Here is an 11,699-nt window from a genome sequence, read left to right on the forward strand (position 1 = left end):
CAGTTCGAACACGCCACCCCATCGACGTGCTGCGCCGCACCGCCGCGCCTTTGGGGGCTACGCCACCCACACCCCCTGCCTCCGTGTGGGCCTCAGCCCCGCAAGTAGGCCAGCACAGCCAGCACCCGGCGATGCGTGTCCCCGGCCGGTGGCAGGTCCAGCTTTCCCAGGATGTTGCCGATGTGCTTGCCGACGGCCGCCTCGGTGACGACCAGTTCGCGCGCGATCGCCCCGTTCGACCTCCCCTCCGCGACCAGCGCGAGCACCTCCCGCTCGCGCGGGGTGAGCGCCGCCAGCGGATCACGCCGACGCCGCAGCAGCTGCCGTACGACCTCGGGGTCGACGACCGTGCCCCCGGCCGCGACCCGCTCCACCGCCTCCGCGAACTGTTCGACCTGACCGATGCGGTCCTTGAGGAGATAGCCGACGCCGGTGCCGTCTCCGGTGTCCAACAGCTCGGCGGCGTAGGCCCGTTGGACGTACTGGCTGAGGACGAGGACGGGCAGGGAAGGGTTCGCCGCGCGTAGTTCGAGGGCGGCGCGCAGCCCTTCGTCGGTGAGACCGGGCGGCATGCGTACGTCGGTGACGACGAGGTCGGGGGCGTACGACGCCACGGCCGACGTCAGCGACTCCGCGTCCCCGACCGCCGCGACGACCTCGTGGCCGAAGCGGGTCAGGACGCCGACGAGTCCTTCCCGCAGCAGCACACTGTCCTCGGCGAGCACGATCTTCAGCGCTGCGGGCACGGGATCTCCAGGGACAGGACGGTCGGGCCGCCGGCCGGGCTGTGGACGGACAGTCTCCCATCGAGCACGGCGAGCCGGTCGGCGAGTCCGGTGAGGCCCGTGCCCCGCGCGGGGTCGGCGCCGCCCGTCCCGTCGTCCCGCACCTCCACCCGCAGCCGCCCGCCCGCGTACCGCCCGCTGATCCACGCCCGCTCCGCCCCGCTGTGCCTGCCGATGTTGGCGAGCGCCTCCCGGACCGCGAAGTACGCGGCGGACTCCACGGACTCGGCGAACCGCGGGAGTTCGAGGTCCAGCTCCACGGGTACGGCGGACCGGTCGGCCGCGTCGGCGAGGGCGTCCGGGAGGCCGTAGTCGGCGAGCACCTGAGGGTGGATGCCATGGATCAACTCCCGTAGTTCGCCGAGGACTTGGTCGGCCTCCCGGTGGGCGGCGGCGAGGCGGTCGGCCAGTTCGGGCGGGGCGTCGAGACGGGCCAGGCCCAGGGTCATGCTCAGGGAGACGAGCCGCTGCTGGGCCCCGTCGTGCAGATCGCGTTCGATCCGGCGCCGCTCCGCCTCGAAGGCCGCGACCAGCCGGGCCCGCGACCGCGTCACCTCGGCCAGCCGCCGTTCCGCCTCCGCCTCGCTCGGCGCGAGCAGCAGCCGGGCGAGCGCGGCACGAGCCCGCGCGTACTGGACGAGGGGCCACAGCAGCGCGAGGAGGAGGACTACACCGATGGCCGTGCACAGCAGGGCCTGGCCGTAGGAGTCGATCAGCCAGAGCTTCGCGATCCGCGCATCACCGCTGGCACTGCTCGTCGTCGCCAGCTGCACAGGCGCGCCGATCATCGCGCCGGGCATACCCAACGCCCCGAACAGCACGACCGCGTCGAGCGGCCACAGCACGAAACCGAGGAGACCCGTGTACGCCAACTCCCGCCAGGTCGCCCGCTCGGTCAGCCGCAACCGGGCCCAGGCGGCGAGACCGGGCTCGGCCGGGGTGGCGTGCGGGTCGGGCAACGGCGGGGTGCGGGTGAGGGCCAGCCGCCGCCGTTCGAGCGCACCGACGGGGATGCCCGACAGGACGACCACGGCGAGCAGCGGCAGGCCCACGAGGACCGGGGCCAGGGCAAGGCCCAGGGCGCCCAGGACCAGGAGCACCACCAGCAGCGGGCCGCCGACCAGCACACCGCTCAGCAGATAGGCCACCGCGGGCGCCACATCCCGTACGACCGTTCGGATCATGGAGTCACGGTAGGCGGGAGCGGAGGGCGGCGGCCATATGCGCAGGGGGTGTTCGGGGGTGGGGCCAGCTATACCTAACAAACGTTGGGTCGACTAAGAGGCCGCGCGGATAGGCGTGGTGGTGCACCCCGGCAGCAAGGCAGGCGCAGGCCTTGGTGATCATGGAGTTGCGACGCTCTGTGATCACCGGGGGGGGGACCTGTGCCTGTACTGCCATCGTGGCTGACCGACCCGCCCTGGCACCAATTCTCCGCGCTGCTGCCCGAGCGTCCAACCTATGACCCGGGCCATCCGCTGGGCTGCCACCGCCCACGCATCAGCGACCGGATCATCTTCGACAAGATGCTGCGGCTCCTACGGTTCGGCTGCTCCTACCAAGCGATCGCCGACACGACCTGCTCGGCCACCACGATCCGTAATCGCCGCGACGAATGGATCGCGCTCGGTGTCTTCGCCCGGCTCAAGCAGGTCGCGCTGGCCTCGTACGATCGGATCGTCGGCCTCGTGCTCGACCAGATCGCCGTCGATGGCTCCATCACCAAGGCACCAGGTGGCGGTGAGGTCGCCGGACGTTCACCAGTCGACCGTGGCAAACAGGGGCTCAAACGCTCAGGCATGACGGATGGTTACGGAATTCCGTTGGGCCGCGTGCCGGCCGGAGCGAACTGTCACGACTCCCCGCTCCTCGCCTCGACTCTGGACCGTCTGGACGACCTGGGACTTCTGCCGGACGACGTCACCGTGCATCTGGACGCCGGCTACGACTCTGACAAGACCCGCGCCCTGCTCGACGAGCGTGGCCTGCACGGCCGCATCGCGCACAAGGGCGAGAAAGCACCGATCCAGGCAAGCCAGAGGTGGCATGTCGAAAGGACCCACGCCTGGCAGAACGCCTTCTACCGCCTCGCCCGCTGCTACGAGCGCCGGGCGACTGCCATCGACGCCTTCTTCCTTCGACCTGGCCGACACCATCATCACCGTTCGTAGCCTGATTCGACGGGCATGGACCACCCACCGCTGGGACGGACGCCCGATCCGCTGCCGATGAGATCACGCCTGTCTGGGGACCTCTCGTCGGCGTTGACAGCGAGCCGTCGTCGGTGGTCGGTACGCCGGGCTGCGGGCAGTGGAGGTCGAGTGCGCCCGCCGACTGCTATCCCGGGGTGCTGTCTTCGGTCATGGTCTGGGTGCCGATGACGTTGAGCAGCCTGAGCCGGTCGGCGGCGTCGCTGCCAGGAGCGGCGGTATAGGCGACGACGCGCAGATCGCTGCCGGGAGCTACGAGCACGTCACAGTCGAAGGTGATTGCGCCGACATCGGGGTGATGGACGGTCTTGGTGTCCGACTCATGGACGCCCACGATGCCCGTGTCCCACAGGCGTACGAAGTCGGTACTGACACCCCGCAGGTCCTTGATCAGGGAGCGCAGGCCGGCATCGGCGGGGTAGCGGGCGGTCGCTGCCCGGAGATCGCCGACCACGGCCGCCTCGAACCGGGCCTCCTGCTCGGGGGTGTGGCTGACCCGGCTGGGCAGACCGGCGAAGTGCCGCCAGACGACGTTGCGGTCGCGTCCGCGCAGCGCGGAGAGGTCTCCGAACATGGCCGCCCACAACGGGTTCCACAGAATCAGGTTCCATGCGGCGTCATGCACGCTCAGCGGTGAGCCGTCCAGCTGGTCGAGCAGCCTTCGGACCCCCGGTGGAATGTGGGCCGACAGGTGCCCGGGACCCGGCGCCGGCTGGCCCGCGAGGAGAAACAGGTATTCACGCTCGGCTGCCGACAGCCGTAGGGCGCGGGCCAGCGCGGACAGGACCTGCGCCGACGGGGAAGTGGCCCGGCCCTGTTCCAGGCGGGTGATGTAGTCCACCGACAGGTCGGCGAGCTGGGCCAGTTCCTCGCGGCGCAGTCCGGCGGCCCGACGTACTCCGCCCGCGGGCAGTCCGACCGTGGCAGGGGCGATCCGGTCCCGCCAGCCGTGCAGGGCTCTGCCCAGTTCCCTGGATTCGCTCACCGTCCCAGTATCGCGCCGCCGCGCCCGGACAGCCTGGTACTGCTGGTCCACTGGCTGAGGCGGGCACTGCCTGTTCGTCTGCGGTGCGCCGAGGGTGGAGACATCACCGACCCACCGATCACCGGAGTGAGCACATGACCAACACATTGATCACTGGAGCGAACAAGGGCCTCGGTTTCGAGGCGGCTCGTCGTCTGATCGAGGCCGGGCACACCGTCTATGTCGGGGCACGCGATGCCCACCGCGGTCGAACGGCGGCCGAGATGCTCGGCGCCCGCTTCGTTCAACTCGACGTCACCGACGAGGATTCCGTGAAGTCTGCAGCCGAATTCCTCCGCGCGGATGCAGGCCGTCTCGACGTCCTGGTCAACAACGCCGGGATCGTGGGCGCGCGCAAGCCGGTCGGCGAGGTCACCGGGGCCGACATGCTGACCACGTACGACACGAACGTCTTCGGCGTCGTGCGGGTCACGCACGCCTTCCTGCCGCTGTTGGAAGCAAGCGACGCCCCGGTCGTCGTCAACGTCAGCAGCGGTCTGGGCTCGCTGGCTGCGTGCGCCGACCCGAGCCGGGTGGAGTTCCAGGTGACAGTGCTGGACTACAACTCGTCCAAGACCGCGCTGGTCATGGTCACCTCGCAGTACGCCAAGGCGTTCCCCACCGTCCGGTTCAACGCCGTCGACCCCGGCTACACCGCCACCGACCTCAACGGCCACCAGGGCACCCAAACCATCGAAGAGGGCGCGGAGATCATCGTCCGCATGGCCTCGATCGGCGCCGACGGCCCGACCGGCAGTTTCTTTGACAAGACCGGCCCGGTCGTCTGGTAACGGTCCGGTCGCTGATGCGTGGCGATGGCAGCCAGCGGGTCGTGTCGTCCGCTGGCCGCTCAGGAAACAGCGCGGCAAATTGGTCCCAGAGCGGGTCGCTCAGCCACGATGCCAGTACAGCACAGATCTCCCCGGTGATCACGAAGCGTTGTAACTCCAAGATCACCAAGATCTGTGCCGGCTTCGCTGACGGGGGCGCCCCGCGCCTATCTGCGCGACCTCTAACAAGCATTGGGTCGATCTAACAAACATTGGGGCGATCTAACAAACGTTTGGCCACTCACCTCGCCGACCCACCCACCTCGCCGACCCACCTACCTCGCCAGCAACTCCTCCCGCCCCCGCGCCCGGTACTCCGTCACCAGCCGCGCCAGATCCACCGCGGCGAACTTGCGGTACGCCCATTTCCCCGGCGGGCGCCACCAGACCGGGTCCGGGCAGCGGAAGCCCTCGCGGCGGAGGGTGGCGCGTTGGATCTTGTTGGTGGCGGTGACGGGCATGGACGGGACGACGCGTACGAAGCGGGGAGCCATCTTCGTACCCAGGTCGGGCTGGGACACCAGGAACTCGGCGAAGCCGTCCGGGTCGAAGGCCCCCGCGATCGTCGCCATGACCTGGTCCCCGGCGACCGGGTCGGGGACCGCGTAGACGGCGACGGCCTCGGCGCCGTCGTAGCGGGCGAGGATGTTCTCGATGACGGCGGCGGCGAGGTTCTCGCTGTCGACGCGGAGGCGGTCGTCGGTGCGGCCGGCGAAGTAGAGAAAGCCGCCGGTGTCGCGGTAGAAGAGGTCGCCGGTCCAGTACCAGCCGTCGTGGCGGCGGGCGGCGTCGGCCTCCGGATTGCGCCAGTAGCCCTCGAAGGGGTTGGGGCCGCGGTTGACCAACTCCCCTATCGCCTCAGTACCGTTGAGCAGACGGCCGTCGTCGGCGAGGAGGGCCGGCGGGCACTCCTCGCGGGTCTCCGGGTCGACCACCGCGAGGTCGTCGCCGGGTGCCGCCCGCCCGATCGCACCCGGCGGCGCCCCGGGTGTCCGCTGGATCGCCGCCCCGCCCTCGGACGACCCGTACCCCTCCACGAGCCGCACCCCGAACCGCTTCTCGAACGCCGCCGCGTCCACCGCCCCCGCCTCCGTGCCGAAGCCCATGCGCAGGGGGTTGTCGCGGTCGTCGGGGCGGGGCTCGGTGGCGAGGAGGTACTGCACGGCCCGTCCGACGTAGGTGAAGTACGTGGCCCGGTACGCCCGTACGTCGGCCAGGAACCCGGAGGCCGAGAACCGGCGCCGCAGCGCGAGCCCGGCCCCGGCGACCAGGGCGGGGGCCCAGTCGGCGATGACCGCGTTGCCGTGGAACAGCGGCATGCAGATGTAGTGCACGTCGTCCCGCCGCACCCCGAAGCGGTCCACCAGCGCCCGTCCGGCCGCCGCGAGCCGCCCCTGGGAGCAGATCGCGGCCTTGGGGGCGCCGGTGGAGCCGGAGGTGAAGTAGAGGAGGAGGCGGTCGGCGGGGGTGGCCCGGGTCGGGTCGGGCGTGGCGTCGGCGTACGGGGCGAGGAGGTCGGCGTAAGCCTGAGTGTCCGTCACCAATACGTGTACGCCCGGGAGTTCGATGCCGCCCAGGAGCGGTAGGTGGGCCTGTTCCGTGATCAGCACCCGGCACTCGGTGTGCAGGACGTCACGGGCCAGTTCGGGACCCCGGCGGGTGGGGTTGATTCCGGCGACGGCGGCGCCCGCGAGGGCCGCCGCGCTCAACCACAGAGGGAATTCGGGGGTGTTGTCGAGGAGGACGCCGATGTGGGGTTCGGCGGCCGGTGACAGGAGGTCGGTGAGCAGTGCCGCGCGGGCGGCGGCTCCGGCGGCGACCTCGTGGTGGGTCAGGCCCTGTTCCTCGAACCACAGCCCGGGCCGGTGGTCGTCCCACCGGTCGGCGACGAGCTGTGCGACCGTGCGCCTCGTGGACTCCATGTCGGCGCAGGGTAGTTGACGTACCGTCAGTTGAGGAGGGTCACGGCGTCGGGAACGAGGGGTCCGTGGAGAACTGGTGGTAGGTGACCATGAAGAAGACGCAGAACGCGAAAACCACCCCGAGGAAGGCCAGGAGGCCGAGTCCGGCCGCGGCCTGCTTGACCCGCTGGCCGGGCGCGTGGGCCGTGGCGACCACGTTCGGGCCGTCGGTGTAGTACACGGTGACGAAGTCGCCCTCGACCGTCGTCATCGGGCCGTCCTCCTCCTCGAAGCGAATGGCGTCGCCGTCATGGGTTCTGAACTCGTACACGTGGTGGATCGTCGTGCGCACGCGGCTGTGCTCACCCATGCTCTCGCTGACCGTCGTGAACGTCTTCAGGCAGCGCGCCTCGGCCGTCAGTCCACTGTTCCAGGCGCTCCTGATCCGGAGCCAGCGGCTCAGCACCCGGTACGCCATGAAGGCGATGAAGGTCATCATGACCACGGGAATGATGTAGAAGAAGGCATCCATGGTGTTCCCCGAAGTTCGGCCGCCGCCCTGGTCGGCGACGTGTGGGGAACGTACCCGTGTGGGGGCCCCGCGCAGCTCAAGAGATCCTCAGAACTCGCGGGGCCGGGTGCGCCGACGCTCAGAAGGTGACGTCCGAACAGGCGTAGAACGCGTTGGTGGTGTCCGCGACCGTCCAGACCGCGAGGATCACGTGGTGGCCGCTCAGCCCGGACGGCAGACGGCCCGTGTGGGAGAGCGTGGACGGTGGGCGCTGGCCGTTGTACGGGACGGTGAAGAACGGGGTGAGGTTGAGGTCGGAGCGGGCCAGGGCGTGGTTCTGGTTCCAGCCCGCCTTGGTGACGTAGTACTTGAAGTCGGTGGTGGCGTGCATGGCGGTGAACTGCCAGCGGAACGTGTAGTTCTGACCGCCCGTCACCCTGGTGGTGGGCCAGGCGCCGCCGCCCGGCCTGGTGGACGCGTTGAGCTGGTTGAACCTGCTGTTGCCGCCGGAGCAGATCTGGCCGTCAGCCGGCCCTGAGCCCGGGAAGCCCTTCGGTCCCTCGACGCTCTGCGGCTCCCACTGGATGTCGCCGCAGTTCGTGACGGTGCCGTTCTGACAGAGCTTCTGCCGGCTGACGGGAAGGTCGGTGTAGCCGTGGCCGGTGGCGCCACCACTGGAGAGCACGAGCGCTCCGGTGGTGGCGAAGCCGACCGCGGCCGCGTACCACTTGGTCCTTTTACGCATGCTGCCGCTCCCTGGAGTACGTGGGGGTGTTTCCAGGTCTAGACCAAGTCCCAGATTATGAGCGACCCCTGGCCGTGTCCATAACAAAGGCGCGTCCATACCAATTCAGGGGCTCACGACGACACTTCGCGCCGCCCTGTATAGAACGCCACCGTCAAGTCCTTCACCAGCGCCTTGCGTTCGTAGTCGTCCAGTTCGACCAGGCCGCGCAGGGTCAGCCGGGTCACCGTGTCCTCGACCGAGTCGACGACGGAGGTGAGAACGGCGTCGCGGTGCTGGGCGTCGAGCGCGGCGATCCGGCGGCGCTGCATCACGGCGGCCACCTCCGGCGCGTACTCGATCCGGGTCGGCTGGACCGAGAACACCTCCATCCCGACCGGCGCCGCATCCGCCACCACCAGTTGGGTCAGCGCCTCGCCCACCGCCTCCGTGTTCCGCAGCGTCGCGTCCCTGACCAGCGCGCCGGGCGGCACGTCGGACGGCAGCTGCGACAGCACCCGGGAGACCGCCGCCTCCACGCACTCGCGCAGATACCGCTCGTGGTCCTCGACCCCGAGCAACGCCCGCGCGCTGTCCCTGACCCGCCACGCCACGAGGACGACGACCCGCAGCGCGACCCCGTTCGCGTCGACGGCCGCCATCGGCTCGCTCCGCCAGTGCCGCAGCCGTACGTCGACCCGGCGGCGCAGCACGAGCGGGTTCACCCAGAGCAGTCCGGTACGGCGGACGGTCCCCCGGTACCGCCCGAACAGCCCGAGCACCCAGGCCCGCCCGGTCCGCCCCCGCGCCAGCCCGCCGAACCCGAACAGCGTCAGGGCCCCGGCACCTGCGTACGCGGCCCACTGCGCCGGTCCGAGTCCGGCACCCGCGTACGCGGCCGGCAGCCCGAGCCCCCGCATCTCGAGCCCTGGCAACACCCCGGCCCACCACGAGGTGAGTGCACATCCGGCCACCCCGCACGCCCCGCCCAGCACTCCCACCACCCCGGGCACCACCCGCGCCGGCCGCTCGACCAGTTCGGGGTCGACCTCGACCGCGGGGCACGGCTTCGCGGACGCGGGCCCCTGCCGCACCCGCGGCTGCTCCCCGGTGCCGCGCCGCCGGCCCACGACAGCGGGGGTGACCGGTACGGCTACCGGGGCGGGGTCGTCCCGGAACAGCAGATGTACGGGGATCTCGGTGGTGGTCTCGTTCTGGATGAGCCGGGCGGGCCGCGCGGCCCCTTCGGGCTCCGGTGTGTGTGAGGTGGTCGTACTCATACGTGCCTCCATGCCTCCGCGCAGGAAGAACCGTGGTGAGAGCTTTTGTGGTGGGGGGAGGGAGTGGGTCCGGGCTTTGGCTGGAGCGGGTCCGGGTTTTGGAGGGTTGGAGGGAACGGGTGCGGGTCCTGATGGGAGCGGGCGCGGTTTTGGTGGGAGCGGGCGCGGGCTTCGGCGGGACCGGGTCCGGTCGTCAGGAGAACAGTCGACGCCAGGTCTCCGGGCCCGGATAGCCGTCCGCCGCGCCGCCGCGCCATCCCTGGGCCCGCTGGAACGCCTCCACGTTCCGCCGGTCCGACTCGCCCCAGCGGGACCCCGGTCCCGAGGTGTAGTACTTGCCGAACCCCTTCTTGACCAGCTGCTTCCCCAGCTGCGTGACGTACGCGTTGTCCGCGCCCGGCCGGAACAAGCCGCGCCCCGGATAGCCGAGGACGCCGTGCGAGGCGGGCGTCCCGGGAGCCCCGGACGGCGCGGGCCCACCGGGTGAAGCGGGCCCACCGCGTGAAGCGGGACTACCGGGCGAGGCGGGACTACCGGGCGAGGGGGGCTTCCCTGATACGCCGGGCGAAGCGGGCTCCCCCGGCGCTCCAGGTGTGCCGGACACGCCGGGCGAAGCGGGCTCCCCGGATACGCCAGGCGAGGCAGGCTCCCCAAATACGCCAGGCGAAGCGGGCTCCCCAAATACGCCAGGCGAGGCAGGCTCCCCAAATACGCCAGGCGAGGCAGGCTTCCCCGGCGCTCCAGGCGGGCCGGACGCGCCGGACGCGCCAAACGCGCCGGACGCTCCCCGCTTCCCCGACGGCCGATGCACAGCAGGCGGCTTGGGCGCCGCAGGCTTCCCCTTCGGGCCCGGGTTCCCGGCCGGCGGGATGTTCCTGCCCCTCCCGGTGACCAGATACGTCCAGGTCAGCGGGCCCGGAATGCCGTTCGCGTAGCGGCCCGACCAGCCCTGCGCCCGCTGGAACGCCTGGGTGGCCCTGCGGTCGGCGTCCGACCAGCTCGGTCCCGGCCCGCCGGTGTAGAAGCGGGCCCCGCCGCGCTCCACCAGCATCTTCCCCAGCCGGGTGACGTACTTGTTGTGCGCGCCGGTCCCGAAGGCCTCGCGGCCGGGGAAGCGGTCGGCGCCGGACGGCCCGGCGGCCCCCTTCGCGCCCGGGCTCTCCGGCGGGGCATCGGGTGAACCGGGGCCACCGGAGGCGTCCGTCTCCTCGTCCGGCCACCCCGCGCCGTCGCCGATCAGCCCCTTGTAGCGGTACGGCACATAGCGGGTCGCGTTGTCCCAGTACCCGTACGGGGTGGCCTGCCTGCGGGCGTACGGACGGGTCGACTCGTAGGCGATGTAGTGGGTCTCCGCGTAGTCCGTCCAGCCGCCGAAAATGACGACGTGCGAGCCCTTCTGAGGCTCCTTCGGATTATGGAAGAGCAACATGTCACCGGGCTCCAGCCGGTCCTTCGAAATCCGCTGCGCGAACCTGTCCAGGCTGCCCGTCCATTCGTTTCCGGGGAGGTTCCACGCCATCGAGACGAACCCCGAGCAGTCCTGCCGATAACCGTCGGACCAGTACTCGCGCAAGCTGTACGGCACCTCGGACGCGATCCAGGTCTTGGCCCTCCTGATGATCTCGGCGCGGGTGATGGGCGGCGTCCTCACCTCCTTCGGCGGCTTCTCCTCATGCGCCGGCCGACCACTGGGGCCGTGCAGCGGAGCCTTCTTCCCCTGGGGGGTGTCAGGCTCTTCACCTGCGGGAACGACGCCGGGATGAGCCGGGCCATGGGCCGCCGCGACCGCCGGCACGGCATGCCCCGCGCCGAGTGCGGCACCGGCGGCGGTGGCCACGACGAGGGCGTTCCTGGCGGTCCTGGCCGCCGGGTGACTCAGATGGGCGTACTGGGCCGAGTACGGCATGACCCGCCGCCAGTGGACACAACCGGGGCATTCGCAATCGCCCCCCGGATCGATCTCCTCGAATACCGGAGTCTCCATGCGATTCCCCTCGCGAACCGACCGAAGAATTCCACGCTTCTGCACGCCCGTCAGTTTCGCAACTGTCATCCCATGTCGCATGCTGACGGTCCAAATGATGTACACGGCCGCGCCGGACCCGGAGCGGTCCGTGTGCGCCCCCTCGGACGTCGATCCCGGCCTTCGTGGTCGGCGGAGTCGCTCGGCGACGCCGGCCGACGGGTTCGGTGAGGCATCGGCCCGGTCGCCGGAGACCGCTGCGGTTCACCAGAGGGAAGCAAATCCCCTCAGTGGTGCGTAGTTACCGGACGGTTCCTGCGAGTACTTCTCCCAGGACGTCCTCAACTCCAAGCACGGGGACGACGTCTGCAACAGCATGCTGCGCGCGGACAACGTGTTCCTGGTCAAGAACCGGACCATCAGCCAGTTCTGCGAACAAGGGCTGAACACGCGGTCCGGTCGCCCGACTCC

General features: G+C 70.6%; 9 protein-coding genes and 2 pseudogenes. 2 read left to right on the forward strand and 9 right to left on the reverse strand.

Features of this window, described 5'->3' with window-relative positions:
• Nucleotides 1-92: 92 nt before the first annotated feature.
• On the reverse strand, nucleotides 93-746 hold the full coding sequence (locus ACFU53_RS42245; RefSeq protein WP_384005091.1) for a response regulator: 654 nt from the start codon (nucleotides 744-746) through the stop codon (nucleotides 93-95).
• Nucleotides 731-1,969 carry a sensor histidine kinase gene (locus ACFU53_RS42250; protein WP_384005092.1) on the reverse strand — a complete coding sequence of 413 codons (1,239 nt, stop codon included), beginning with the start codon at nucleotides 1,967-1,969 and terminating at the stop codon, nucleotides 731-733. Before ACFU53_RS42250 ends, ACFU53_RS42245 begins: the two co-directional genes overlap by 16 nt.
• A 201-nt stretch (nucleotides 1,970-2,170) precedes the next feature.
• Here ACFU53_RS42250 and ACFU53_RS42255 point away from each other — a divergent pair.
• Nucleotides 2,171-3,017 (forward strand): annotated as a pseudogene (locus ACFU53_RS42255) (IS5 family transposase).
• A gap of 105 nt (nucleotides 3,018-3,122) precedes the next feature.
• Here the strand turns inward: ACFU53_RS42255 and ACFU53_RS42260 are convergent.
• On the reverse strand, nucleotides 3,123-3,980 hold the full coding sequence (locus ACFU53_RS42260; protein WP_384005093.1) for a helix-turn-helix transcriptional regulator: 858 nt from the start codon (nucleotides 3,978-3,980) through the stop codon (nucleotides 3,123-3,125).
• Between the two features lie 134 nt (nucleotides 3,981-4,114).
• Between ACFU53_RS42260 and ACFU53_RS42265 the strand changes: the two genes are divergently transcribed.
• Complete coding sequence (locus tag ACFU53_RS42265) at nucleotides 4,115-4,810, forward strand: SDR family NAD(P)-dependent oxidoreductase (RefSeq protein ID WP_384005094.1); 696 nt, start codon at nucleotides 4,115-4,117, stop codon at nucleotides 4,808-4,810.
• On the opposite strand, the pseudogene ACFU53_RS42270 reads toward ACFU53_RS42265, so the two are convergent.
• From ACFU53_RS42270 to ACFU53_RS42295, 6 genes and pseudogenes are all read right to left on the reverse strand, one after another.
• Nucleotides 4,809-4,925: pseudogene (locus ACFU53_RS42270) on the reverse strand (IS5/IS1182 family transposase); the annotation flags it as partial. The gene ACFU53_RS42265 and the pseudogene ACFU53_RS42270 sit on opposite strands and share 2 nt — an antisense overlap.
• A 199-nt stretch (nucleotides 4,926-5,124) precedes the next feature.
• Nucleotides 5,125-6,771: a long-chain-fatty-acid--CoA ligase gene (locus ACFU53_RS42275; RefSeq protein ID WP_384005095.1), complete on the reverse strand. Its 1,647-nt coding sequence runs from the start codon at nucleotides 6,769-6,771 to the stop codon at nucleotides 5,125-5,127.
• A 40-nt stretch (nucleotides 6,772-6,811) separates the two neighbouring features.
• A complete protein-coding gene (locus tag ACFU53_RS42280) occupies nucleotides 6,812-7,282 on the reverse strand; it encodes a DUF3592 domain-containing protein (RefSeq protein ID WP_384005096.1) in 471 nt (156 codons plus the stop codon).
• A 118-nt stretch (nucleotides 7,283-7,400) separates the two neighbouring features.
• Nucleotides 7,401-8,006 carry a lytic polysaccharide monooxygenase gene (locus ACFU53_RS42285; protein WP_384005097.1) on the reverse strand — a complete coding sequence of 202 codons (606 nt, stop codon included), beginning with the start codon at nucleotides 8,004-8,006 and terminating at the stop codon, nucleotides 7,401-7,403.
• A gap of 113 nt (nucleotides 8,007-8,119) precedes the next feature.
• The gene (locus ACFU53_RS42290; protein WP_384005098.1) at nucleotides 8,120-9,265 is read right to left on the reverse strand and encodes an SPFH domain-containing protein; all 1,146 of its coding nucleotides are present in this window, start codon (nucleotides 9,263-9,265) and stop codon (nucleotides 8,120-8,122) included.
• 193 nt (nucleotides 9,266-9,458) lie between these two features.
• A complete protein-coding gene (locus ACFU53_RS42295; RefSeq protein ID WP_384005099.1) occupies nucleotides 9,459-11,249 on the reverse strand; it encodes a peptidoglycan-binding protein in 1,791 nt (596 codons plus the stop codon).
• Nucleotides 11,250-11,699 lie beyond the last annotated feature (450 nt).

It is taken from the genome of Streptomyces sp. NPDC057474, from assembly GCF_042802555.1.
GTDB lineage: Bacteria > Actinomycetota > Actinomycetes > Streptomycetales > Streptomycetaceae > Streptomyces.